Origin of the sequence: Pseudescherichia sp. (assembly GCF_031979925.1) — a bacterium.
Lineage (GTDB): Bacteria > Pseudomonadota > Gammaproteobacteria > Enterobacterales > Enterobacteriaceae > Pseudescherichia.
Genome location: NZ_DALZFB010000003.1, coordinates 117,027 through 140,434, shown reverse-complemented (window position 1 = coordinate 140,434; position 23,408 = coordinate 117,027). Strand labels below are relative to the sequence as shown.

Below are 23,408 nucleotides of genomic sequence, written 5' to 3'. Positions count from 1 at the left end.
AAGGAAATCTTTTTCAGAGTGACTTATAGTTAAATTGAGGCGCAAGAGCAGCTTACACGCCGACCTCAAGGAGGTATCCATCCCGAAACGGTGTTCCATGTGAAAAAAAAGCCACTTAGAAGGGGATACGTTATGGACGAATACTCGCCAAAAAGGCATGATGTCGCGCAACTGAAATTTCTTTGCGAAACGTTGTACCATGATTGCCTCTCCAACCTTGAAGAAAGCCATCATGGCTGGGTTAACGATCCCACGTCAGCAATCAATTTGCAGTTGAACGAGCTGATTGAGCATATTGCGACCTTCGCACTTAATTATAAAATTAAGTACAATGAAGATAATAAACTGATTGCCCAGATTGACGAATACTTGGACGACACGTTTATGCTGTTCAGTAGCTATGGCATTAGTACAGAAGACTTGCAGAAATGGCGCAAATCCGGCAACCGACTGTTTCGCTGTTTCGTTAATGTGAGCAAGGCTAACCCTGTTAGCTTGTCCTGTTAAAATTATTACAAATACATAGGTGAATTTATGTCTGATAAACCATTAACAAAAGTAGATTATTTGATGCGCTTGCGGCGCTGTCAGACAATTGACACGCTGGAACGCGTGATTGAAAAAAATAAATACGAACTTTCTGACAATGAGCTGACCGTCTTTTATTCCGCAGCGGATCACCGTCTGGCTGAACTGACAATGAATAAGCTTTATGACAAAATCCCCTCCTCCGTGTGGAAATTTGTTCGCTAGTCCACCCACGGTTTTATAGCGATTCCCCGCCGCCTTTATCAGACACGTTTTGATGAATCTCAAGGTTGGGCTTTTGTCTCTTGAAGTAGTGTGATCTATTTCACATACTATAGCCAACGCTATACTCTTTCAGGCTATCTCACTCCAGGATGCTCCTGTTATGTTTAACAGTGAGATAGCCATGAGTACAGAAAAGCAGAAAATGATTGCCGGTCAACTCTACCGATCTGGCGATGAAACATTACGGGCAGATCGCCTGCGTGCCAGGGAGCTGCTGCATACGTATAATCACTCTGGCCCGACCGAGAAGAGCGAACGGCGCGCCCTGCTTGCGGAGCTGCTGGGCAAAAGCGGCAATGCCTACATTGAGCCAAGCTTTCGCTGCGACTACGGCTACAATATTTTTCTCGGCAACGATTTTTATGCCAACTTTGACTGCGTGATGCTGGATGTTTGCCCGATACATATTGGCGATAACTGCATGCTTGCTCCTGGTGTGCATATCTACACCGCCACCCATCCGCTTGATGCGACCGAACGGAATAGCGGATTAGAGTTTGGCGCCCCCGTGACTATTGGCCATAACGTCTGGATCGGTGGTCGGGCAGTGATAAACCCGGGCGTGACCATTGGTAACAACGTGGTGATTGGCTCCGGCAGCGTGGTTATTCGGGATATTCCCGACGACGTCGTCGTAGCGGGTAATCCGGCGCGGATCATTAAAAAGCTGCCGTCGGCCTCGGCATAACTGTTATGCTTTTTTGTCGCCAGGCTGTTACTTTTCTCTCACCGCTGCGGATCGTAAAATAGGCTGTTTCACCTGCGTTTTGTCCGATCCCCAAAGGTAAAAAATGACAGAAATAGAGCGACTGCTTACCCAAACTATTAATGAGCTAAATATTCGCGAGAAGCGTGACAATCGGCCACGCTTCAGCATTAGCTTTATCCGCAACCATCCCTGGCTCTTTATCGGCATGTACGTTGGCTGGTTTGCTACCCTGGCGGTGATGCTCCAGTCTGAAACGTTGGCCGGCTCTGTCTGGCTGCTGGTAGTGCTTTTCGCCCTGCTGAACGGCTTCTTCTTCTTTGACGTCTATCCGCGCTACCGCTATGAGGATATCGACGTGCTCGATTTCCGCGTCTGCTATAACGGTGAGTGGTACAACACGCGCTTTGTGCCGCAGGAGCTGATCGACGCCATAATGCAGTCGCCAGAGGTAGAGGCAGCACAGAAGAGCCAGCTGCAGCAGATGGTGCAGAAAAAAGGCGAGCTTTCGTTCTACGACGTCTACTCGCTGACAAAGCCTAAAGCCGGGCCGCACGCCCAGCCACAAGTCGCTTCTTGAGCCACTATAATCACTACGGACAGCCGGTTGGCGATGCCCTTCCCGGCTGGCAACCTCGCCCGCTGCCGCAGCGTGTTGTTCTGCACGGACGCTACTGCCGCCTTGAACCGCTGACGCGCTCCCATGCCGATGCGCTCTTTGCCGCGTATCAGCTAAGCGGCGATGGGCGCAGCTGGACCTGGCTGGCGCGCGAGCCGGAAGAGAGCATAGAACAGTATGCGGCATGGGTTGAGAGCGTAGAGACACTGTCGGATCCGCTCCACTTTGCAGTCATTGATACGCAAACCGACAGGCCGGTAGGCACCCTTGCGCTGATGCGAATTGACGCCAGCAACGGCGTCATCGAAGTCGGCCACGTCCACTTCTCTCCCTTGCTGAGCCGTACCCCCGCCTCGACCGAGGCCCAGTGGCTGTTGATGCGCTACGCCTTTGCGACGCTCGGCTACCGCCGCTACGAGTGGAAATGTAACAGCCTTAATGAACCCTCTCGCCAGGCCGCGCTGCGCCTGGGCTTCCAGTATGAGGGCCGCTTTCGTCAGGCGTTAGTCGTAAAGGGCCACAACCGCGATACCGACTGGTTCTCCATCATTGACGGTGAGTGGCCAGAGGTTGACGCCGCCATGCAGCGCTGGCTCGCCCCGGACAATTTCAATTCCGATGGCAAGCAGCGCCAATCCCTGGCCTCACTGCGGACGTAGCGCGTTGATTATCAACGAAACGGCTACCAAACCGCGTTTTCAATCTGAATTGACATTCCAAAAAAAAGTATTACATTTATAGATAACAGCGTTGCTTATTGAGAGCGCTGTTAGGCAGTAAGATATGAATGCGATAAAGGCCACGAAGTATTGTTGTATGGGAGAGTCGGCGTAGCGTAAATATGTTGCAAGCCTACCCGATGACGCTTTAAGGCCACGTAGTCAGTCTCTACAATCGCAGGGTGTGAACGTAATCGCGATGATGTAAGGCCCCGTTGTATGTTGTTTGGGTTGCGCGTTAGAACGTCCTGTTTTAAAACGCAATGGAAGTAAGGCCACGCATCAAAAAGTCTATATCGCGAAGGGTGTGTACTTGAGTACCGAGGTTTAAAACCTTAAACGTGTACATTTAAAGCAGTATCATTAGCAGTATCATGTAGTTAAGTTCCTTAATGTTAAATGCAATATCAGCAGTACCCTAAGAGCCCTGACTTTTCCGGTCAGGGCTCTTATCATTTTGGCCTGCCGCAAACCACGCCCCCTGCCTTATCCATTTTTCGCAAAAGCACTTGATCCCACCCGGTCATAAATTAGAAAAGAAGGTTATTGGTTGAATATATGGCTTTAAGGCACTCTGCCAGAAAGCCAATATAAGGAGCCAGCCATGACCGCTACCCGCCTGCCTATTCTTGACCTGTCGCACTTTGCCGACCCGGTCAATCGTCCCGCCTTTCTGGAACAGCTGCGCCATGCCGCACGGGACATCGGCTTCTTCTATTTAGTTAATCACGGTGTGGATGACGATCTGCAACGCGCCGTCCAGCAGGAGACCCGTCGCTTCTTTGCCCTCTCCGACGCCGAGAAGCAGCAGGTGGCGATGATCCACTCTCCCCATTTTCGTGGCTATAACCGGGCGGCCTCTGAGCTGACGCGTGGCCAGCCGGACTGGCGCGAACAGTTTGATATTGGCGCTGAGCGTCCGGCTCTGCACGTTGCCGGGGACGATCCTCGCTGGCGGCGTCTGCAGGGACCGAACCTGTGGCCAGAGGCGCAGCCGACGCTGAAGCCTGCCCTGCTCGCCTGGCAGAGAGCGATGACCAGCATGGCACTCAACCTGCTGCGCGCCTTCGCCCTGGCACTGGATCTCCCCCCGAACGCTTTTGATGCGCTGTATGGCGATAAGCCTAATGAGCACATCAAGCTGATCCGCTATCCAGGCCAGCCAGCAACCGAGAGCCAGCAAGGCGTCGGCGCGCACAAGGACTCCGGCTTCCTTAGCTTTCTGCTACAGGATGAGCAGAGAGGCTTGCAGGTGGAGGTGGCCCCGGGCCGCTGGCTGGATGCGGCCCCGCTGGCCGGGAGCTTCGTCGTGAACATTGGTGAGCTGCTGGAGCTGGCGACCAACGGCTATCTGCGCGCCACGGTGCACCGGGTGGTCTCCCCTGCTGCCGGGCAGGAGCGACTGTCGATCGCCTTCTTCCTCGGCGCGCAGCTGGACGCGGTGGTGCCGGTTTACGCCCTGCCCGAGCGGCTGGCGCAGGAGGCGCAGGGGCCAGAGAGCGATCCGGACAATCCACTGCTGCGCGACGTGGGCTGGAACTACCTGAAAGGCCGGCTGCGATCCCATCCAGACGTGGCCGAGCGTTACTACCGGGACGTGCTGCGCGAGCGCAGCGAACAGCTGATTGCCTGATAAACCCACTGATATAACGATAAAGGATAAAAATGATGAAACCTGCAGCATTTAAACTGGCCGGGCTGGCACTCTCTCTGTCTCTGGCATGGGGTTCCGCCCACGCGGAAGCGTTGCGCATCGCTGCGGACGCCGTACCGCACGCGGAAATTCTCAACTATATCAAAACGTTTGATCCCAAACTGGATATCAAGGTGGTGGAGCTGACCAGTGGCGTCAACGCCAACGAGTTACTGGCTAACGGCGACGTCGATGCCAACTATTTCCAGCACGTTCCGTACCTTAAAGATCAGGAGAAGGCGCTGGGCAAAACCTTTGCCGTGGCGGCGACGGTACACATTGAACCACTGGGCATCTACTCGCGTAAGTATAAAGATTTCAAGTCGGTTCCTGACAACGCCACGGTGGCGGTCCCGAACAACACCACCAACCTGAGCCGCGCCCTGTTCCTGCTGCAAAGCCAGGGGCTAATTAAGCTCAACGCGAAGTTTACCGATCCGGCCACCACCCTCGCCACGCCGAAGGACATTGCCGAGAATCCGAAACATATTAAAATTCTTGAGATCGAATCCCCGCAGATCCCCCGCTCGCTGGACGACGTCGATCTGGCTGTGATCAACGGCAACTACGCCCTGGAGGCAGGCCTGACGCCGGCTAAAGATGCGCTGGGGCTGGAGAGTGCCGAGCATAACCCCTACGCCAATATTCTGGTGACCAATCCGGCGTTGGCCAACGACCCGCGCATCAAGGAGCTGGCGAAGGATCTCACCTCGCCGCAGGTGGCGGAATTTATCCGCAAAAACTACAACGGCTCGGTTATTCCGGTCGTGCCACAGTCATGATTGTGATTGAAGGGCTGAGTAAAACCTATGCCGGAGCAGGCCGACCGGCGCTGAACGACATCTCGTTAACCGTTCCCGAAGGTGCCATTTACGGCATTCTCGGGCGCAGCGGTGCGGGTAAGAGCACGCTGATCCGCTGCCTGAACCTGCTGGAGCGGCCGACCCGCGGCCGCATTCTGGTCAGCGGACGCGACATCACCGGCTTCGATAAAGCGGCGCTGCGCGCGCACCGTCTGCAAACCGGCATGATTTTTCAGCACTTCAATCTGCTGCATGCCCGCAGCGTGGCAGATAACGTCGCCGTGCCGCTGGAGATCGCGGGCGTCGCCAAAGCGCAGCGCCGGGCGCGAGTCGAGGAGCTGCTGCACCTGGTGGGACTGAGTGATAAGGCGCAGGCCTTCCCCTCTCAGCTCTCCGGCGGGCAGAAGCAGCGCGTCGGCATCGCCCGGGCGCTGGCGGCGCGCCCGCAGGTGCTACTCTGCGACGAGGCCACCAGCGCGCTGGATCCAGAGACCACACAGTCGGTGCTCAGCCTGCTGGCGGATATCAACCGCCAGCTCGGCCTGACGATTGTGCTGATTACCCATCAGCTGGAGGTGGTAAAAAGCCTCTGCGATCATGCGGCGCTGTTGGAGAACGGCGAGCTGATTGAGAGCGGGAAGATTGCCGATCTGCTGGTGACGCCGTGGTCGCGCCTGCGCCAGGCGCTGCTGCCCGATCCGCAGGCGGAACGCCTCTTCCTGGAACGACATGGCTTAAACGGGAGACCGCTATGCGTAGCATGAGCTGGGATGAGCTGTGGCCGATGCTGCTGAACGGCACCCTGGAGACCATCTACATGGTGGCGCTGGCCGCCCTGTTTACCGTGCTGATTGGTCTGCCCATCGGCGTATTACTCTATATTTCCCGGGCAAACGGCCTGCTGCCGATGCCTAAAACCAACGCCGTGCTGGGGGCCATTATTAACCTTGGCCGCTCGCTGCCGTTTATCGTGCTGCTGATTGCGCTGATCCCTTTTACACGGCTGCTGATTGGCACCACGCTGGGCAGCACCGCCGCGGTGGTCCCCATCACCATCGGCGCGTTCCCCTTCTTTGCCCGGCTGACGGAGAACGCGCTGGACGAGGTGAACTATGGGCGAATCGAAGCCATTCTGTCGATGGGGGGCAGCGTCTGGCACGTCATTGCTAAAGCGCTGTTGCCGGAAGCGCTGCCGACGCTGCTGGCGGGGACCACGCTCACCGTAGTGATGCTGATTGGTTTCTCTTCAATGGCTGGGGTCATTGGCGGCGGCGGGCTGGGGGATCTGGCCATTCGCTACGGCTACCAGCGCTTTAACGACCAGGTGATGGTGGGCACGGTAGTCATTTTAGTGGCGCTGGTTCAGGGGGTGCAGATGACCGGCGATCGTCTGGTACGTCGGCTGGCCCACCGCCGCTAGCGCTACGCTTTTTTCATTAAACGCTTTTTGCATCAAGGAATTTTGGCGTGAAATAGCAGAGGATCGCCGCAGAGAATGGTATAAAGATTATACACATCTGCTGCTGACTCTCTTTCGCCATATATCAAAAAGGAACGTTTGATGATGACAAGCCGACGGCTGGTAAGCGTTGTTACCGTTGTCCTGATCCTTGCGGTGCTCGTCCCGGTGGGACTGAGCATCTGGCTGGCGCACCGCCAGGCACAGGAGACCTTTATAAAAGAGCTGGACGCTTACGCCACCCGGGTTGTGATGCGCACCCAAAAAGTGGTTCAGCAAGCCAAATTAGCCCTCAACGAGATTGACCAGTTTACGGGCACGCCCTGTAGCCCCGCCCATCTGCTGGCAATGCGCAGGGTTGCCTTTGCTAACCACTACGTGCAGGAGATGATCTACGTTGACCATCTGCAACCCGTCTGCTCGTCGCTGGAAAACCACAGCCGGGAAGGTATGCTCCCGCCGCCAGAGAGGATCACCCCGGACGGTTACCAGGCCTGGCTCACCACCCAAAACGATATCGGCTTAAACCGCATCATGGCTGCGCTGGGCAGCGAGCGCCATGTAGTAATGATCGATCCCCTGTCGTTTATTGACGTCCTGCCCTTTGGGGCATGGCCCATTGACGTGTCGCTGGTGAGCATGACGACCAACCGACTGATTGCCAGCAGCGGCGGGTTCAATCCTGCGATCTGGCAGCAGGCGCGGCAAAGTACGCTGACACGTTTCCAGCAGAAAGGCATCCTGTATGATGTACGCCGCTTCCCCGAGCTGGGGTTAGCCATTATTACCGCTGCCTCCCTCGATCCACTGGGGAAAAACCTGCACCGGCAGCTGCTGATTTGGCTTCCGATCGGCGTGCTGATGAGCCTGCTGATCGCGTTCTTCCTGCTGCGGATGCTTCGCCGTCTCCAGTCGCCCCACTATCGCATTCTGGATGCCATTAACGCCCGCGAAATCGAGGTCTACTACCAGCCGATTGTCGCTCTGGGCAGCGGAAAAGTGGTCGGGGCCGAGGCGCTGGCCCGCTGGCGGCAGGCCGACGGCCGCTTTCTCACACCGGATATCTTTATTCCGCTGGCGGAGCAGTCTGGCCTGATGCCGCAGCTCACGCAGCTAATTATTGAGACGGTATTCAGCGATCTGGGGCCATGGTTACAGCGTCATCCGGATCAACACGTCTCGATCAATCTCGATCCCGGCGATCTGGTGTCGAAGCGCCTCCCCCCTCTGCTCAGCACGCTGCTGACCCGCTGGCAGCTCAGCGCCTCGCAAATTGCCCTTGAGATCACCGAGCGCGGCTTTGCCGATCCAAAAGTCAGCTCCCCGGCCATTGCCGAGCTTCGCCGTGCCGGGCACGCGATCTATATTGACGACTTCGGCACCGGCTACTCCAGCCTGAGTTATCTGCAAGATCTGGAGGTCGATATTCTGAAGATCGATAAATCTTTCGTTGATGCGCTGGAGTACAAAAACGTCACCCCGCACATTATCGAAATGGCAAAAGCGCTGGGGCTGGCGATGGTCGCGGAGGGGGTTGAGACCGATGGCCAGCTTGAGTGGCTGCGCAATCACGGGGTGCAGTTCGCTCAGGGCTGGTTCTACAGCAAGGCGCTGCCGAAGGAGGCGTTTATGGCATGGGCCGAAGAGAACCTCCGGCCCAACCAGGCTACGCCTGACGCCAGCTGAAGGCGTAGCGCACCCGCTCCTCAGCCAAAATAAACTCCGGCGACACACTCGGACTCCACGAGTCGTCGCCGCCTACCCCCATATGAAACGCGTCGAGGTTAAGCCAGCAGCCCTCCTCTTCGCGCAGCAGATGGTGATGGGTCGTGTCATGGAGCTGACGCTGGCCGTAGCGGCTGAGAGAGAAATGAAAATGCCCGTTCAGCCGGTGCGCGCCGTACTCGAGTTGCCGCGTATCACAGCGCAGGCCGTTATCACTGGGGAAGATATAGGGCGTGTGCAGCGCGCTTAGCGGCAGCGTCCAGCATCCCTGGCTTGCCGCCAGCCTGCGATCCGGGTAGTTCTCATGCGGCCCCAGACCCAGCCAGCTCGCGGACTCCTCCACCGCTGCCAGCTGGCAGCAGAGACCTACCCTTGCCGGTGGCGGCGCGTCAGTGGCGCTCTGCACCTCAACCTCACCATGTAGCACGCCGTGGCTGTCGATGCGCCAGCGCTTATCGCTGATAAACAGCACGTTATCTCCATGCTCCCAGACGTGGCGGGTCGTAACCACGACCTCTCCGGCACTCTCCTGCGCCGCGCAGTGCAGCAGACGCGGCGTCATGGCGTACATGCCCGCCGCTTTCCAGCGTTCGACCCATGCGTTGGGATCGATTCGCGTCACCTCGCTAACACCAATATCGTTATCAAGCGGCGCGCGGGTAAACTGATCCCGAATCGGCGTCAGTAGCGTCGGCGTCTTCCCGCACCACCACTGCTCCAGATCGCCGCTGCGGCGTGAGAAGAGCCAGCGCCGATCCTGCCAGCTGACGTTAAACGCCTCGTCGCGGGTTGCCAGCGTTGCGCCTGAACCTGCATCCTCCTGTAGGGCAATAGCCAGCGGCGCAGGCAGCCGCCACTGATCCCATGCGCAACGATGGTTCTCCGGGGACCACGCGGTGGCCCGCTGCTGATAAATCTCGACGCTAAGCCACACCTCCCCCGGCCCGGTAGACAGCGCGGGGGCATCGATCTCCAGCCGCTGTACGCCCTGGGGCAGGATCTCTAGCCGCTGTTCGCCCTCGGCCAGCACGTCGCCGTCGCGAGCAATGTGCCAGCGCAGCACCTCATTATCCGCCTGGCGGAACAGATACTCGCTGTGGATCTCAACCACCAGCGGCGTGGTGCTAAGCAGACGGAACTGGAAAAACTGCTGCGCGCGCTGGGCCTCATAGAGGGCCGGATGCGGGGTGCGATCCGGGAAGACCAGCCCGTTCATGCAGAACTGGCGATCGTTTGGGGTATCACCAAAATCGCCGCCGTAGGCCCAGAAGGCGTTACCGTTTTCATCACGCTTCGTCAACGCCTGGTCGACCCAGTCCCAGACAAAGCCGCCCTGCAGACGAGGATTATCACGAAACGCCTGCCAGTATTTGGCAAAGCCGCCGAAGCTATTGCCCATCGCATGGGCGTATTCGCAGAGGATCAGCGGGCGCGTCTCATCCGGGAGGGCGATCCACTTCTTAATCGACCACTTCGGCACGGCGGGGAAAGGCTGGTCCATATCCACGCGGGCATACATCGGGCAGATAATATCGGTCGCCGCCGTGTTCGCCCCGCCGCCCTCGTACTGCACCGGGCGGGTGGGATCGCTGGACTTCACCCAGCGGTAGAGCGCGTCATGGCTTGCGCCGTGGCCAGATTCGTTCCCCAGCGACCAGATAATGATGGAGGGATGGTTGCGGTCGCGCTGCACCATGCGGGTGACGCGCTCGCTCATCGCAGGGAACCACTGCGGATCGTCCGCCAGGCGGCTCATCGGCACCATGCCGTGGGTCTCAATGTTGGCCTCATCAACTACGTAGAGGCCGTAGCGATCGCACAGCCGGTACCAGAGGGGATGATTTGGGTAGTGGGAGCAGCGCACGGCGTTAAAGTTATGCTGCTTCATCAGCTCGATATCCCGGCGCATGGTAGCCTCGTCCACCGCCTGGCCGTTTTCCGGGTGGTGCTCATGACGGTTAACCCCGCGGATTAACAGCGCCTTGCCATTGACCTTCAGCTGGCCGTTGCTAATCTCCACCTTACGCACGCCCACGTCGCAGGCCTCAGCCTCCAGCAACTGGCCCTGCGCGTCGAGTAGCGCGACGGTCAGCCGGTAGAGATGCGGCGTCTCGGCGCTCCAGAGATCCGGCTTATCGACAGCAAGCTCGACGCTCAGCCGCTCGGCCCAAGCGCCGCGCTCGTCCACAATTGCGCTGCCGGGACGCTGCTCCGCGCTGGCGATCTGCTCCTCGCCGCGCCACAGGGTGATGGCCACCCGGCAGTCGGCTAGCTCACCGGCAAGCTGTACGGTGGTACTTATCCGGGCATGGTTAAAATCCGCGTTAAGCGCGGTCTCGACCTGGAAATCGCTGATGTGCGTTGCAGGCTTATGCAGCAGCACCACGTCACGGAAGATACCGCTCATGCGCCACATATCCTGATCTTCCAGATAGCTGCCGTCGCACCAGCGCAGAACCATCACCGCCAGCCGGTTTGCGCCGGGTCGCAGCACCGCGCTGAGGTCGAACTCCGCGGGCAGGCGGCTATCCTGCGAATAGCCAATCCACTCTCCGTTGCACCAGAGATAGAAGGCCGAGTTGACCCCCTCAAAAATAATCCGCGTCTGGCCGCTCGCCAGCCACGCTGCATCTACGTCAAAGGTCAGCGAGTAGCAGCCGGTAGGGTTCTCCGCAGGAACAAACGGCGGCGTGACCGGGATCGGGTAGGTGACGTTGGTGTAGATCGGCGTATCGAACCCCTGCATCTGCCAGTTGGAGGGAACCGGCATGGCAACGGCGCTAGCGCAATCCTCTTCTATCCACGACGCTGGCACGGCTTCCGGAGCGGGATAGAAGCTAAACCGCCATTCGCCGTTGAGCAGCCGCCATGACGGAGAGTCGCTCTCCTGGGCCGCTGCTTCGGCGTTACGCCAGCTGCGCAGAGGGACGTGCATCGGCAGACGGTTCCAGTGGGTCACAACCGGGTTTTCCCAGTCGCGGCGGGCAAGCAGGGTGTTCAGTGCAGCAGCGGACATGTCGACCTCATGATTTTTGCGAAGCGCTCACAATTTTCTGTACGATGCCCGGACAAGGAATAAAGGTAAAGGCCCGCCATCGCCAGAAGCGGGGTCGATCACAAAAGCGAAGGGTTTTCAGGCCGAGCTGCGGATGACCAGCGTGACCGGCAGCAGCGTCTGGCTAAGCTCAGCATCCGCGGGCGGCTGGAGCAGCCAGTCCACGCTGCGCTCACCTGCCTCTTTAAAGGCCTGACGTACCGTCGTCAGCGGCGGCGTATACCATGCGCTGTCGGCGGTATCGTCATAGCCCACAACCGAGATCTGGTCGGGTACGGCGATGCCCATTTCCGCACAGGCGCGCAGCACGCCAAGCGCCATCTGATCGTTCGCCACCAGAATGGCGTCAGGCAACGGCCGGGAGGCCATTAGCTGGCTGGCCTGTTCATATCCCGAGGCTGCGCTCCAGTCGCCGTGCACGCTGGCCGCTGGGGTGACGTTGGCGTTTGTCAGCGTCTCCAGCCAGCCCGCAAGACGCGCTCGCGCTGATACCGAGCTCGGTGGCCCACCGAGCAGGACAATAACGCGATGGCCCAGGGTCAAAACGTGCCCGGCTCCCAGCCTTGCCCCCTGTGCGGCGTCAAACACCAGGCTATTGACCCTCGCCGTCGGGCTAACGTCGAGAAACAGCGTTGGCGTCGGGTGAGCCAGCGCCGCCAGCTCCTCGGCCTGATCATCTTCCAGCGGCAGGTTGATCAGCAGCCCGGTAACCCGCTGGGCCAGCAGCTCCTGTAACGCCAGCAGGCAGGCCGCCTGGCTCGCCTGCTCGGGCATGGCGATAATCACGCCAGCCCCGGACTGTGCGGCGCGGTTTTTTACCGCCGAGGCGATCTGGGACGGCGCATGGAGAGCCAGATCGCTGGTGAGCAGCCCGAGGGTACGGCTACGCTTGCCCGCCAGCTGCTGCGCGCCACGGTTGGGCACGTAGTTCAGCTCGCGCATGGCGAAGAGCACTTTCTCGCGGGTACGCGCTGAGACGTGCTCCGCCTGGTTAATAACGCGGGAAACGGTCTGATAGGAGACGCCCGCGTAACGGGCGACATCATAAAGCGTAATGGGTTTCATAGTGTTACCCTGGCAACTGGGGTGTCGCCAGTGTAACCCAAACCGCCTGGCGTTGTTGTGAGCGCTTCGCGGGTTTACAACGCACTCTTCTGCGGCTGGGTGACCAGTGCAACACGGGACGGCTGGCGAAACCACGGCAGACAGAGCTGGATCAGCGGGCCAATCGCCAGCGCGTAGAGCACCGTTCCGACGCCAAAGGTGCCGCCCATCGCGCAGCCCAGCAGCAGGACGCTTAACTCAATGGCGGTACGCACCATGCGCACCGACCAGCCTGTGCGGGCGTTGATGCCGGTCATCAGGCCATCGCGCGGCCCGGCACCAAACCCGGCACCAATATACATGCCCGTTGCCAGCGCGTTGACCACCACGGCGGCAGCCAGTAGCAGGCTGCGGGCCAGCAGCGACTCCAGGGGAGGCATCAGCACCAGCGCAGCGTCCGCCGCTAAGCCAATCGCCACCACGTTACTGATGGTGCCCAGGCCTGGACGCTGACGCAGAGGGATCCACAGCAGCAACACCAGTGCGCCCACGGCGATTATCACGAGGCCAATATTGAGCGACAGGAGCTGCGCCACGCCGAGATGAAAGACGTTCCACGGATCGGCTCCGAGATCCGCCCGAACAAACATGGCGGTAGAGACGCCGTAGAGCGTCAGGCCGATATAGAGTTGCAGGAGTCGCCGCAGCATAGTTCACCTCATTCAATCAAAGAGAGTGACATCCTCGCTCTTACTGGCATTATCATTAATGACCAGTTTTGAAAAAGTGGACTGCCTATGTCATCACGTCGATTTGGAAGCCAGTCGCTGGTGCGGCTGCTGGGCCAGTGGCAACATCCCGCATCGCGTACGCCACTGTGGCAGCAGCTTGCCCAGGCGCTGCGAATGCTGATCCTCGATGGTCGGCTGGCGCTGGAGACCCGCCTGCCGGGTGAGCGCGAGCTGGCCGCGGCCCTCGGCATCAGCCGCACCACCGTAGCCAGCGCGCTGGCGCAGCTGCGGGATGAGGGCTTTCTCCTGAGCCGCCACGGCAGCGGCTCGGTCGTGATGCTGCCCGAAAGCAGCCGCACGGTGCCTACCCGTACCAACGCAGGCAGCGCGTTGGATCTCTCTACCGCCTCGCTGGGGGCCAGCCCGGAGATCCATCAGGCCTACCAGCAGGCGCTGATCGCCATGCCGCAGCACTTTGGCTCTACCGGCTACGATCAGCAGGGATTGCTGGCATTACGGGAAGCCATTGCGGCCCGCTACGGCGCGCGTGGCCTGCCGACCCGGCCTGATGAAATCATGATTGTTAACGGGGCGCTCAGCGGATTTGCGCTGATCCTGCGCCTGCTGACCGGACCGGGGGATCGGGTTGTGGTCGATCACCCTACCTACCCACTGGCGATAGCGGCGATTGAGGGGGCATCCTGCCGCCCGGTTGGCGTGGCGCTGCCGCAGCAGGGCTGGGATAGCGACGGGCTGGCGGCAACGATCGGCCAGACCTCGCCGAGGCTCGCCTACCTGATGCCGGACTTTCATAATCCCACCGGCCGCTGTATGGACGCCGCTACCCGGCAAACCGTGGCGGAGATTGCCGCCCGCACGCGCACAACGCTGGTGGTGGACGAAACCATGGTCGATCTCTGGTATGACGCCCCGCCTCCTCCCCCGCTGGCCGCTTTCAGCCCGGATGCGTCGGTGATCTCGATCGGCTCCGCCGCCAAGAGCTTCTGGGGCGGGCTGCGGCTGGGCTGGATCCGCGCTCCGGCCCGCACTATCGCCTCGCTGGTTCAGATGCGTGACACAATCGATCTGGGTACGCCGGTGCTGGAGCAGCTCGCTGCCCGCTGGCTAATTGAAAATGGAGAGACCTTTTTGCCCGCCCATCGGCGGATGCTGGCTACGCGCCGGGACGACTGCCTGCGTCTGATGCAGACCTTTTTTCCGCAATGGCAGACGCAGATCCCTCAGGGTGGGCTCTCTTTCTGGGTAGAGCTGCCGGAAGCGCTGGCAACGCGATTTGCCACTGGCGCAGAAAGTGCAGGTATTCACCTGGGAGCAGGAACGCGCTTTGGTTTGGCTGGCGCATTTGAACGCTATCTGCGCATGCCCTTTACCCAGCCGGAGAGAGTATTGCAGGATGCGTTTATGGCCCTACAGCCAATATGGGCTTCATTAATTAACCAGTCGCCGATTATACGGCAGCGGAAATATATTTAATGTGACTGCGATCGGTTAACCGATCGCAGTATTGTTACTGTCGGGGAATAGGAAAACCTTTCAGCGCAATAATAAAACTTTCGCCCTGTTTTTTTATTTTTGCGCCGGCATCACACCACTCTGATGCGATACGAAAAAACTCATCTGTTCCGACATTCCAGTTCAGACGAACCTGTTTTACGTAGCCGGAGCGCAGCTGCTCGCAGGCTTCAGCATAGTTGCTGGCGGTTGACTGTAGCGGCTTCATTTTTTCTTCTTAAGCAGTTTACGTAACGCCTTGATCTCTTTGACACTCAAGGCCGATGAACTCTCTTCTTCCGTATGCTGGCTATCGATATCTTCCTCTGAGATGGCGTCGCCGTGTGACTCAAAGGCCAGCTGGAGAAGCTTTTCAGTTGCGGTGCTTAAATTCTCATTATTTGCTTCTGCGTAATGGCGGAGCTTCTCTTTTACTGCTTCGTCGATTTTTACGTTTAACACTGCGCTGACCATGATTATCCCTTTCGGTATAAATGAGACGAGTAATTAATACACCAGCTTTTCGCGTTGATCCAGAAATAGTTTTCTTAAAACGCCGTCGATCACATTACTGTAATATTACTGTGGCAGGAATATATGACATAAAAATGACATTAGTATTTCAGTTTAATGACAAATAGATGTCAGGCAATACGACAGAGGAGTGATCTTAAGCAGGAAGCAAATTGCATGAGAAGAGATTGGCATAGCGAGTGCTAAAAATGGGTGGGGGCCCTGCCAGCTACATCCCGGCACACACGTCATCTGCTCTGGCTGCTTCCTTCCGGATCTGACCTGGTAAACAGAGTAGCGTTGCGGGAGAACCAACAGGGCCCCCATTGAGAGCGTTGTTAACCAACGCGCGGACGCATTATTACCGTATGGCCCGGCAATTGCAAGCCGCAGCCTGCTGGATGCTGGTTTATTGCGCAAGCGCCTCTTCACAGGCCAGCGTGCGCTGATTATGCTGGTGAGAGACTTTTAAGGAAACCGCTATGGCAGACAACGACTCTTTTCCCCAGCGGGTGTGGCAAATCGTCGCCGCCATACCGCCCGGCTCGGTCACAACCTACGGAGAGGTTGCCCGGCTGGCGGGTTCACCGCGTGCGGCACGCCAGGTTGGCGGCGTACTCAGACGCCTGCCGGAGGGCAGTACGCTGCCGTGGCATCGGGTAGTGAATCGTCAGGGGCACATTTCTCTCACCGGGCCAGATCTACAGCGCCAGCGTCAGGCTCTGCTCGCCGACGGCGTTCAGGTATCAGGTAGCGGTATAATTGATTTAGCGCGCTATCGCTGGAACTATTAAAAAACCCTCTCCGGGGAGAGGGTTTTCTCATTACAGCTGCGTCGGTGCGGGAGTCGCTGACGAAGGGTTAACCTGCGTTGGCGAGGTAGACGGCACGGTGGTTGCTGCCCCACCGCTCTGCTGCATCGGCACAGCAGTCTGCTGAACCGGTACCAGCGTCAGGTCGATACGGGTACCGCCCTGATTAACCGCTGGCTTGATGCCATCAGTAATAAACACCAGTTTGTTATCAATCGTAATCGCGGCGCTTAGCAGAATACGCGCGTCCGGCTGTACCTGCGCCGGGTCAAACGGCAGTTCATAGCTGAACGGAGCCTGTTTACCTTCGGTACGAACGGCACGCTGGGCGATGACTTTAGACGGCACGTCAGCCTGGGACGCATCGGCCAGAGTCACGGTCAGTACCGCATCCGGCGGCAGAGCCACCTTCTGACGGATCCAGATCGTACCCGAGACGTTAGGCTGCTTAATCACGGACTGCGTTGAGGCAATGGAGGTATTCGGGTTTGGTGCGGGCGTCTGGATATCTGCGCTTTTGTCGGCACAGGCAGCCAGAGAAACGGCAACCGCTAAACCACTTAACATGTGCACGAGTTTCATTGAGTTCTCCTTATCTTCAATGCACCAGCAGGTATGACGCCCGCCAGAATCAGTGGTTAATACTTAAATCGTATCGAACGCCAGTAAGTGTGGCACACATCACTGATTTTTGCCTGGAAACAGCCATGTATTCAGATTTTTGCACCCATCGGACCACTTGCATTTCTGGGTTATACTCTGCCTGTATCCGCTCGGTCGCTTTTATTTTATTGAGGACACCTATGAGTCAAGCGCTGAATAATCTGCTGACGTTGCTTAATCTGGAAAAAATTGAAGAGGGTCTGTTTCGCGGTCAAAGCGAAGATTTAGGCCTGCGCCAGGTCTTTGGCGGCCAGGTTGTCGGTCAGGCACTCTATGCCGCAAAAGAGACCGTCCCGGCAGATCGCCTCGTCCACTCGTTCCACAGCTATTTTTTACGCCCCGGCGATAGCCAAAAACCGATCATCTATGACGTAGAGGTGCTGCGCGACGGTAACAGCTTTAGCGCTCGCCGGGTAGCCGCCATCCAGAACGGCAAACCCATTTTCTATATGACAGCCTCGTTCCAGGCTCCTGAGCCGGGCTATGAGCACCAGAAAACGATGCCCGCCGCCCCTGCCCCGGATAATTTGCCGTCGGAAACGGACATTGCCCGCTCGCTGGCGCACCTCCTGCCGCCGCAGGTAAAGGAGAAGTTTCTCTGTGATAAGCCGCTGGAGATCCGCCCGGTTGAGTTTCATAACCCGATGAAGGGCCACGTGGCTGAGCCGACCCGCCAGGTGTGGATCCGTGCCAACGGTACGATGCCAGCGGATTTTCGTACCCATCAGTACCTGCTGGGCTACGCCTCTGACTTCAACTTCCTGCCGGTGGCGCTGCAGCCGCACGGGGTCGGTTTTCTGGAGCGGGGCATGCAGGTTGCCACCATCGATCACTCGATGTGGTTCCACCGTCCGTTCGATATGAACGAGTGGCTGCTCTATAGCGTGGAGAGCACCTCTGCCTCCAGCGCGCGTGGGTTTGTGCGTGGCGAATTCTATACCCAGGAGGGTGTGCTGGTGGCCTCCAGCGTGCAGGAAGGGGTGATGCGCAACCGCAACGAATAAACAAAAAAACCTCCCGCAGGCGGGAGGTTTTCCAGAGGGTTAAGCCAGATTACGCGTTGTAAGCGTTTTCGCCGTGGCTGTTCACATCCAGGCCTTCGCGCTCCTGCTCTTCCGGTACGCGCAGGCCAACAATCATGTCTGCCAGCTTGTAGCCGATGAAAGCGACGACGCCTGACCAGACGATGGTAATAGCGATACTTTCCAGCTGCACCAGCACCTGGTGCCCCATGGTCACACCTTCCGCGTAGCCAACGCCACCCAGGGAGGTAGAGGCAAACACGCCGGTCAGGATACAGCCTACGATGCCGCAGACGCCGTGCACACCGAACACGTCACACGGGTCGTCAACGCGCAGCCAGCGTTTCAGCATGGTCACGCCCCACAGACCGGCCAGGCCCGCCACGATACCAACAATCAGTGAACCGCCCACGCCGATGTAGCCACAGGCTGGCGTCACGGCAACCAGACCGGCAATGGCCCCGGAGCATGCGCCCAGCAGCGACGGCTTGCCGCGGGTTGCCCATTCGCCGAATACCCAGGCGAGGATAGCGGCAGCGGTGGCAACAACGGTGTTGACGAACGCCAGGGCAGCGATTTCGTTGGCGGCACCGGCAGAGCCTGCGTTAAAGCCAAACCAGCCGATATAGAGGATCGCCGTACCGATAAAGACCATCGGCAGGTTGTGCGGTTTGAACGCCTCTTTACCGAAACCAACGCGTTTGCCAATCAGGTAGGCCCCCACCAGGCCCGCAATCGCGGCGTTGATGTGCACCACCGTGCCGCCAGCAAAGTCCAGCGCGCCGTGGGAAGCCAGCAGGCCGCCGCCCCAGACCATATGTGCAATCGGCACATAGGAGAGGGTCATCCACACCACCACGAAGATCAGTACCGCAGAGAAGCGGATACGCTCGGCCAGCGCGCCGACGATCAGGCCGACGGTGATGCAGGCGAATGAGCCCTGGAACGCAACGTGAATATACTGGTAGAAGCTGCCCATCACGGCGGTCAGCTCGATGTTTTTCAGCATCGCCCAGTTGAAGTCACCGAAGAAGTTGTTGCCCGTGCCGAACGCCAGCGAGTAGCCGTAGACCACCCACAGCACGCAGACCAGCGCAAAGGTCACGGTGACCTGAGTCAGCATCGAGAGCACGTTTTTGCCACGGATCAGGCCGCCGTAGAACAGCGCAATACCCGGAATGGTCATAAACAGCACCAGCGCGGTGCAGATCATCATAAAGGCGTTATCGGCCTTGTCGGCCACGGCCGGAGCCGCCATCGCCAGACCCGGTAACGCTGCCAGTGCGGCCATCGCCGTTTTTAAGGTTACTTTTTTCATTTTTACCATCCCAATCACTGTGTGTCTGACGTTACAGTGCCGCTTCGTCGGCTTCGCCGGTACGAATGCGGATAACGCGTTGCAGTTCGGCAACGAAAATTTTGCCGTCGCCAATTTTCCCGGTGTAGGCCGCTTTGCTAATGACATCAATCACTTCATCAAGCTGATCGTCAGCAATGGCCACATCAATCTTCACCTTCGGCAGGAAGTTAACGCTGTATTCAGCCCCGCGGTAGAGTTCAGCATGGCCCTTCTGACGACCAAAGCCTTTCACTTCGGTAACGGTCAGCCCCTGAATACCAATAGACGACAGCGCTTCACGGACGTCCTCAAGTTTAAATGGCTTAATGACCACGGTAACCAGCTTCATAAATCCCCCTCAGTCGAAAATCGGTAATGGCCGCAGCTAACACGCAGGAAGTATTGCAAGCGGTGTGCCAGATTTGGAAAAAGGGAAAAATTCAGCGGCTTAAGCCGTCAGAACAGGGCAGCAAGATTCGCAGAAAAGTGTGATGGGGATTCAGATTGTTCCTGGGAAAGAAAAACGCACCATGGCAGTGCATGGTGCGTGACGTTTTTGCACCAACAGGCGATCCTGTCAGTAGCTTGCCTGATTATGGTGCATCAGGCGATTAGCGACTCTTCTTGGGTGCTGGCGGCCAGCTCTTCGCCTGCCAGCTGCAGCTGATACATCTGCCAGTAGCGCCCTTCAGCGGCCAGCAGTTCCTGATGGTTACCACGCTCGACCGCCTGCCCACGATGCAGAACCAGAATGGTATCAGCCTCCACAATAGTAGAGAGACGATGGGCAATCACCACCAGGGTTGTATGCTGGCGTACCGCCGCCAACGCCTGCTGAATGGCCTGCTCGGTGCCGGAGTCGATATTCGCGGTGGCCTCATCAAGGATCAGGATCTGCGGAGTAGCCACCAGCACGCGAGCCAGTGCCAGCAGCTGCTTCTGTCCGACCGAGAGGTTATTCCCCTGCTCCCCCAGAGTGGTGTGGATACCGTCGGGCATTGCCCGGGCCAGATCCGCTAACTGAACGGTCTCCAGCGCCTGCCACACCTGTGCCTCGCTGATATTGCGCCCGAGGGTAACGTTAGCAAAGAAGGAGTCCGCCAGCACCACCGGATCCTGCTGAACCATCGCCACCCCCTGGCGCAGCACGTCGTGGCTGAGAGTGGAGAGCGGCCGACCGTCAAGGCGGATCTCCCCTTTCGTCAGTGGATAGTAGCCCATCAGCAGGCTGGCGAGAGTGCTTTTGCCGCTACCGGTATGGCCCACCAGCGCAATAAAGCTGCGCGGCGGTACGGCGAGGTCGATATCCTGTAATACGAGGTTATCGTCGCGGTAGGCGAAAGAGAGATTCTCAATGTCGATAGCGCCGCTGGACAACGGACGCTTGTCGTCACCATAGGTCTGACGCGGCCGATCCATCAGCTCAAATACGCGCTCCCCTGCGACCACCGCCTGCTGCAGCATCGACTGCTGGGTTGTCAGCTCAATCAAGGGTTCGTTAAGACGGCCAAGGTAGCTGATAAAGGCATAGAGCACACCCACCTCAATGGTCCCCACCGAGGTAAAGCCAAACAGCATCAGCAGCCCACAGAGCACTAGCGCCGAGAAGAGGCTCAGCAGCGGACGCAGCAGAAAACCGTCGAGCCGCAGCGTCTGCATCCGCGCCGAGTAGTGGGAGCGGCTGGCCTCGCCCATCCGCTCGCCGAAGCGTGCCTGCTGACGAAACTGCTGGATCACGTTCATGCCGTTGATCACTTCGTTAAAGCCGTCGTTGATATCCGCCAGGTAGGTGCGGACGCGGCGCACGATGGGCGTGCTGTAGCGCTGGTAGAGCGCCATCACACACAGCACCGCCGGGAAGATTGCCAGCGCTACCAGCGCCATGCGCCAGTCGAGGCTGAACATCGCCACCAGCATTGCACCCACCAGCGCCGCGCTGCGCAGTACCGTAGAGACCACCATTACGTAGAGATCGCGGATCACTTCGGTATCGTTAGTGACGCGGGAGATAAGCTGACCTACCGGCTGAGTATCAAAGGCGTTCAGCGGCTGGCGCAGAGCGGCGTCCATCACGTCAGTACGCAGCTGCTGCACCACGCCGACGGCGGCCTCGTTAAACAGCAGCGACTGGGCGTAGTGCAGCCCGGCGGCCAACAGCTGTAGCCCAATATAGGCCACCGCCAGTCCCACCAGCAGGCCGAGCGGCAGATAGCTTTTCGCCACCATGTTATCGATGAAATAGCTGATCAGCGCCGGACCAGCGACCTCAGCCGCCGCCGCGACCCACAGCATGACTACCGCTCTGGTCAGCGGTTTTTTCCACGGCTTACCGTAGGCTAACAGGCGTTTAAGGGTTGGCCAAAGCTGTCCAAAACTACGCATCAGCACTCTCCTTCTCTTCGTCATCCAGCGCGGCTTCCAGCTGCTGGTAGCGGTGCATATCGCGATACCAGCCCGGCTGATGGGCTAAGGTTTCGTGCTGCCCACGCTGAACAATGTGCCCATGCTGCATCACCAGGATCTCGCTCGCTTCGGCGAGCGCCGAGAGCCGGTGCGCGCTAATAATTACCGTCCGCCCTTCGCCCCACTGGCGCAGGTTATGCAGGATCTGGTGCTCGGTACGGCCATCCACCGCCGACAGAGCATCGTCGAGGATCAGGATCTCGGCGTTGAGCAGCAGCGCCCGCGCAATCGAGATACGCTGCTTCTGCCCGCCGGAGAGCATCACCCCGCGCTCGCCCACCTCGGTATCGTACCCCTGTGGCAGGCGCAGGATATCTTCATGTACGCTGGCCAGCCGGGCGACGTGCTCAATCTCCTGCTGGGTTGCGCCTGGGTGGCCGAGGGCGATGTTATTGCCTACGGTGTCAGAGAAGAGGAACGGCGTCTGGTTGACTACCGCCAGCCGCCCGCGCCATGCGTCCAGCTTCAGGCTCGGCAGAGGCCGGTCGTGAAAGCAGATTTCACCTTGGGTGACGTCAAAGTGGCGCTGAATCAGCGACAGCAGCGTGCTTTTGCCCGCCCCGGTCGGCCCGCAGATACCCAGCATCTGTCCTGGCGTCAGCGTAAAGTTAACGTTTTCCAGAGTCGGATGCGATGCCTGCGGATAGCGGAACTCGCGGATCGCCACGTTCAGGTTGCCGCGTCCTTCCGGCAGCGGCTCGCTGCCGTCGTCCACCACCGGCGCTTCCGCCAGCATGTCACGGATACGGCTGTAGGCGGCGCTGCCGCGCTCAACGATATTAAACATCCAGGCGAGGGCCAGCATTGGCCAGATCATCAGCCCCAGATACATGGTAAAGCTGGTGAGTTCGCCCAGCGTCAGGCTACCGTTAACCACCATCCAGCTGCCGCCGCCAATTGCCAGCAGGTTTGCCATCCCGATGGCGATATAGATCGTTGGATCGAAACGGGCATCTACCCGCGCCACCTTCATGTTTTTTCTGCCGGTATCGGCGGCATCTTCAGCAAACAGTCCGGACTGGCGATCCTCAAGGCCAAAGGCTTTGATCATGCGGATGCTGGTCAGGCTCTCCTGGGTACGGTCGTTGAGAGAAGAGAATGCCGCCTGCGCTAGCTTGAATCGATTATGCAACTGATCGCCATAGCGTTTGATCACCAGGGCCATAATCGGCATCGGCAGCAGCGCCAGCAGGGTAAGCTGCCAGCTAATCTGGGTCGACATGACGATCAGCACCACACAGCCCATCACCAGCGAATCCACCAGGGTCAGTACCCCCTCCCCTGCAGCAAAGACCACGCGATCGACGTCGTTAGTGGCGCGGGCCATCAGGTCACCGGTGCGGTGGCGCAGGTAAAATTCTGGATGCTGGCGGCTAAGCTGACGGTAGAAATCTTCCCGCAGTTCGACGGCCAGCTGGTAAGACGCGCCAAACAGCAGCACGCGCCAGACGTAGCGCAGCAGGTAGATGACGATGGCTACCAGCACCAGCAGGCCGACCCACATCATGACATCCTGCGGACGATAATGACCTTCGGTCACGCCGTCGACCACGTATCCCACCACTTTCGGTGGGATCAGCTGCAGAAGAGCAATGATGATGAGCAGGGCTACGGCACCGAGATAGCGTCGCCACTCCCGGCGAAAGTACCAGCCTAGTTGAGCAAATAATCGCACGCGGTTATATCCTGAAGGTCTTTATTCGGCCTCTGACGCCGG

At 58.6% G+C, this 23,408-nt stretch carries 23 protein-coding genes and 1 other RNA gene; 13 read left to right on the top strand and 11 right to left on the bottom strand.

All coding sequences use genetic code 11. From position 1 onward, the window contains the following. Positions 1 to 132: 132 nt before the first annotated feature. The 10 genes from tomB to RTM13_RS06885 all read left to right on the top strand — a co-directional run bounded on the left by tomB (position 133) and on the right by RTM13_RS06885 (position 8,498). Positions 133 to 507, top strand: coding sequence for an Hha toxicity modulator TomB (gene tomB, locus RTM13_RS06930; protein WP_042391644.1), 375 nt, complete (start codon positions 133 to 135; stop codon positions 505 to 507). Between the two features lie 27 nt (positions 508 to 534). Next, positions 535 to 753: an HHA domain-containing protein gene (locus RTM13_RS06925; RefSeq protein ID WP_042391642.1), complete on the top strand. Its 219-nt coding sequence runs from the start codon at positions 535 to 537 to the stop codon at positions 751 to 753. 181 nt (positions 754 to 934) lie between these two features. Continuing rightward, a complete protein-coding gene (gene maa / locus RTM13_RS06920) occupies positions 935 to 1,501 on the top strand; it encodes a maltose O-acetyltransferase (protein ID WP_312211216.1) in 567 nt (188 codons plus the stop codon). 103 nt (positions 1,502 to 1,604) lie between these two features. Then, entirely contained in the window at positions 1,605 to 2,099 is a 495-nt protein-coding gene (locus tag RTM13_RS06915; RefSeq protein WP_312211215.1) for a YlaC family protein, read from the top strand. Beyond that, complete coding sequence (locus tag RTM13_RS06910) at positions 2,096 to 2,797, top strand: GNAT family protein (protein ID WP_312211214.1); 702 nt, start codon at positions 2,096 to 2,098, stop codon at positions 2,795 to 2,797. The genes RTM13_RS06915 and RTM13_RS06910 overlap by 4 nt, the downstream gene beginning before the upstream one ends. Positions 2,798 to 3,461: 664 nt before the next feature. After that, positions 3,462 to 4,490, top strand: a complete 1,029-nt coding sequence (locus RTM13_RS06905; protein WP_312211213.1) for an isopenicillin N synthase family oxygenase — start codon at positions 3,462 to 3,464, stop codon at positions 4,488 to 4,490. A 35-nt stretch (positions 4,491 to 4,525) separates the two neighbouring features. Then, a complete protein-coding gene (locus RTM13_RS06900; protein WP_312211611.1) occupies positions 4,526 to 5,332 on the top strand; it encodes a MetQ/NlpA family ABC transporter substrate-binding protein in 807 nt (268 codons plus the stop codon). Further along, positions 5,329 to 6,117: an ATP-binding cassette domain-containing protein gene (locus tag RTM13_RS06895; protein ID WP_312211211.1), complete on the top strand. Its 789-nt coding sequence runs from the start codon at positions 5,329 to 5,331 to the stop codon at positions 6,115 to 6,117. Before RTM13_RS06900 ends, RTM13_RS06895 begins: the two co-directional genes overlap by 4 nt. After that, a complete protein-coding gene (locus RTM13_RS06890; protein WP_312211610.1) occupies positions 6,114 to 6,773 on the top strand; it encodes a methionine ABC transporter permease in 660 nt (219 codons plus the stop codon). Before RTM13_RS06895 ends, RTM13_RS06890 begins: the two co-directional genes overlap by 4 nt. 144 nt (positions 6,774 to 6,917) lie before the next feature. After that, positions 6,918 to 8,498 carry an EAL domain-containing protein gene (locus RTM13_RS06885; protein WP_312211609.1) on the top strand — a complete coding sequence of 527 codons (1,581 nt, stop codon included), beginning with the start codon at positions 6,918 to 6,920 and terminating at the stop codon, positions 8,496 to 8,498. Here the strand turns inward: RTM13_RS06885 and RTM13_RS06880 are convergent. The 3 genes from RTM13_RS06880 to RTM13_RS06870 form a co-directional block, all read right to left on the bottom strand. After that, positions 8,479 to 11,553 carry a beta-galactosidase gene (locus tag RTM13_RS06880; protein ID WP_312211210.1) on the bottom strand — a complete coding sequence of 1,025 codons (3,075 nt, stop codon included), beginning with the start codon at positions 11,551 to 11,553 and terminating at the stop codon, positions 8,479 to 8,481. The two genes, RTM13_RS06885 and RTM13_RS06880, sit on opposite strands and share 20 nt — an antisense overlap. A gap of 117 nt (positions 11,554 to 11,670) precedes the next feature. Next, positions 11,671 to 12,657, bottom strand: coding sequence for a LacI family DNA-binding transcriptional regulator (locus RTM13_RS06875; protein WP_312211209.1), 987 nt, complete (start codon positions 12,655 to 12,657; stop codon positions 11,671 to 11,673). Positions 12,658 to 12,731: 74 nt separating this feature from the next. Beyond that, positions 12,732 to 13,346 (bottom strand): hypothetical protein, encoded by a 615-nt coding sequence (locus tag RTM13_RS06870; protein WP_312211208.1) that lies wholly within the window; start codon positions 13,344 to 13,346, stop codon positions 12,732 to 12,734. Positions 13,347 to 13,433: 87 nt separating this feature from the next. Between RTM13_RS06870 and RTM13_RS06865 the strand changes: the two genes are divergently transcribed. Next, on the top strand, positions 13,434 to 14,861 hold the full coding sequence (locus tag RTM13_RS06865; protein ID WP_312211207.1) for a PLP-dependent aminotransferase family protein: 1,428 nt from the start codon (positions 13,434 to 13,436) through the stop codon (positions 14,859 to 14,861). Positions 14,862 to 14,895: 34 nt separating this feature from the next. Here RTM13_RS06865 and RTM13_RS06860 read toward each other — a convergent pair whose 3' ends face one another. The 3 genes from RTM13_RS06860 to ffs all read right to left on the bottom strand — a co-directional run bounded on the left by RTM13_RS06860 (position 14,896) and on the right by ffs (position 15,709). Then, the gene (locus RTM13_RS06860; protein ID WP_238083401.1) at positions 14,896 to 15,108 is read right to left on the bottom strand and encodes a hypothetical protein; all 213 of its coding nucleotides are present in this window, start codon (positions 15,106 to 15,108) and stop codon (positions 14,896 to 14,898) included. Then, positions 15,105 to 15,353 (bottom strand): hypothetical protein, encoded by a 249-nt coding sequence (locus tag RTM13_RS06855; protein WP_312211206.1) that lies wholly within the window; start codon positions 15,351 to 15,353, stop codon positions 15,105 to 15,107. Before RTM13_RS06855 ends, RTM13_RS06860 begins: the two co-directional genes overlap by 4 nt. Before the next feature lie 259 nt (positions 15,354 to 15,612). Beyond that, positions 15,613 to 15,709, bottom strand: an RNA gene (gene ffs, locus RTM13_RS06850) — signal recognition particle sRNA small type. Positions 15,710 to 15,874: 165 nt separating this feature from the next. On the opposite strand from ffs, the gene RTM13_RS06845 reads away from it, so the two are divergent. Then, positions 15,875 to 16,186, top strand: coding sequence for an MGMT family protein (locus tag RTM13_RS06845; RefSeq protein WP_312211204.1), 312 nt, complete (start codon positions 15,875 to 15,877; stop codon positions 16,184 to 16,186). A 30-nt stretch (positions 16,187 to 16,216) separates the two neighbouring features. On the opposite strand, the gene RTM13_RS06840 is transcribed toward RTM13_RS06845, so the two are convergent. Then, complete coding sequence (locus tag RTM13_RS06840; protein WP_312211202.1) at positions 16,217 to 16,786, bottom strand: YbaY family lipoprotein; 570 nt, start codon at positions 16,784 to 16,786, stop codon at positions 16,217 to 16,219. A gap of 221 nt (positions 16,787 to 17,007) precedes the next feature. Here RTM13_RS06840 and tesB point away from each other — a divergent pair, with 221 nt between their 5' ends. After that, on the top strand, positions 17,008 to 17,871 hold the full coding sequence (tesB, locus tag RTM13_RS06835) for an acyl-CoA thioesterase II (RefSeq protein ID WP_312211200.1): 864 nt from the start codon (positions 17,008 to 17,010) through the stop codon (positions 17,869 to 17,871). 49 nt (positions 17,872 to 17,920) lie between these two features. Here tesB and amtB read toward each other — a convergent pair whose 3' ends face one another. The 4 genes from amtB to RTM13_RS06815 form a co-directional block, all read right to left on the bottom strand. Next, positions 17,921 to 19,207 (bottom strand): ammonium transporter AmtB, encoded by a 1,287-nt coding sequence (gene amtB / locus RTM13_RS06830; RefSeq protein ID WP_312211199.1) that lies wholly within the window; start codon positions 19,205 to 19,207, stop codon positions 17,921 to 17,923. A gap of 31 nt (positions 19,208 to 19,238) precedes the next feature. Further along, positions 19,239 to 19,577, bottom strand: coding sequence for a P-II family nitrogen regulator (glnK, locus tag RTM13_RS06825; RefSeq protein WP_002891893.1), 339 nt, complete (start codon positions 19,575 to 19,577; stop codon positions 19,239 to 19,241). A 254-nt stretch (positions 19,578 to 19,831) separates the two neighbouring features. Continuing rightward, positions 19,832 to 21,610, bottom strand: a complete 1,779-nt coding sequence (locus RTM13_RS06820) for a SmdB family multidrug efflux ABC transporter permease/ATP-binding protein (RefSeq protein WP_312211197.1) — start codon at positions 21,608 to 21,610, stop codon at positions 19,832 to 19,834. After that, positions 21,603 to 23,366, bottom strand: a complete 1,764-nt coding sequence (locus RTM13_RS06815) for a SmdA family multidrug ABC transporter permease/ATP-binding protein (RefSeq protein WP_312211195.1) — start codon at positions 23,364 to 23,366, stop codon at positions 21,603 to 21,605. Before RTM13_RS06815 ends, RTM13_RS06820 begins: the two co-directional genes overlap by 8 nt. Positions 23,367 to 23,408 lie beyond the last annotated feature (42 nt).

Coding starts and splice junctions, on each gene's coding strand:
- tomB (WP_042391644.1), top strand. CDS start 133: ATGGACGAATACTCGCCAAAAAGGCATGATGTCGCGCAACTGAAATTT.
- RTM13_RS06925 (WP_042391642.1), top strand. CDS start 535: ATGTCTGATAAACCATTAACAAAAGTAGATTATTTGATGCGCTTGCGG.
- maa (WP_312211216.1), top strand. CDS start 935: ATGAGTACAGAAAAGCAGAAAATGATTGCCGGTCAACTCTACCGATCT.
- RTM13_RS06915 (WP_312211215.1), top strand. CDS start 1,605: ATGACAGAAATAGAGCGACTGCTTACCCAAACTATTAATGAGCTAAAT.
- RTM13_RS06905 (WP_312211213.1), top strand. CDS start 3,462: ATGACCGCTACCCGCCTGCCTATTCTTGACCTGTCGCACTTTGCCGAC.
- RTM13_RS06900 (WP_312211611.1), top strand. CDS start 4,526: ATGAAACCTGCAGCATTTAAACTGGCCGGGCTGGCACTCTCTCTGTCT.
- RTM13_RS06895 (WP_312211211.1), top strand. CDS start 5,329: ATGATTGTGATTGAAGGGCTGAGTAAAACCTATGCCGGAGCAGGCCGA.
- RTM13_RS06890 (WP_312211610.1), top strand. CDS start 6,114: ATGAGCTGGGATGAGCTGTGGCCGATGCTGCTGAACGGCACCCTGGAG.
- RTM13_RS06885 (WP_312211609.1), top strand. CDS start 6,918: ATGACAAGCCGACGGCTGGTAAGCGTTGTTACCGTTGTCCTGATCCTT.
- RTM13_RS06880 (WP_312211210.1), bottom strand. CDS start 11,553: ATGTCCGCTGCTGCACTGAACACCCTGCTTGCCCGCCGCGACTGGGAA.
- RTM13_RS06875 (WP_312211209.1), bottom strand. CDS start 12,657: ATGAAACCCATTACGCTTTATGATGTCGCCCGTTACGCGGGCGTCTCC.
- RTM13_RS06870 (WP_312211208.1), bottom strand. CDS start 13,346: ATGCTGCGGCGACTCCTGCAACTCTATATCGGCCTGACGCTCTACGGC.
- RTM13_RS06865 (WP_312211207.1), top strand. CDS start 13,434: ATGTCATCACGTCGATTTGGAAGCCAGTCGCTGGTGCGGCTGCTGGGC.
- RTM13_RS06860 (WP_238083401.1), bottom strand. CDS start 15,108: ATGAAGCCGCTACAGTCAACCGCCAGCAACTATGCTGAAGCCTGCGAG.
- RTM13_RS06855 (WP_312211206.1), bottom strand. CDS start 15,353: ATGGTCAGCGCAGTGTTAAACGTAAAAATCGACGAAGCAGTAAAAGAG.
- RTM13_RS06845 (WP_312211204.1), top strand. CDS start 15,875: ATGGCAGACAACGACTCTTTTCCCCAGCGGGTGTGGCAAATCGTCGCC.
- RTM13_RS06840 (WP_312211202.1), bottom strand. CDS start 16,786: ATGAAACTCGTGCACATGTTAAGTGGTTTAGCGGTTGCCGTTTCTCTG.
- tesB (WP_312211200.1), top strand. CDS start 17,008: ATGAGTCAAGCGCTGAATAATCTGCTGACGTTGCTTAATCTGGAAAAA.
- amtB (WP_312211199.1), bottom strand. CDS start 19,207: ATGAAAAAAGTAACCTTAAAAACGGCGATGGCCGCACTGGCAGCGTTA.
- glnK (WP_002891893.1), bottom strand. CDS start 19,577: ATGAAGCTGGTTACCGTGGTCATTAAGCCATTTAAACTTGAGGACGTC.
- RTM13_RS06820 (WP_312211197.1), bottom strand. CDS start 21,610: ATGCGTAGTTTTGGACAGCTTTGGCCAACCCTTAAACGCCTGTTAGCC.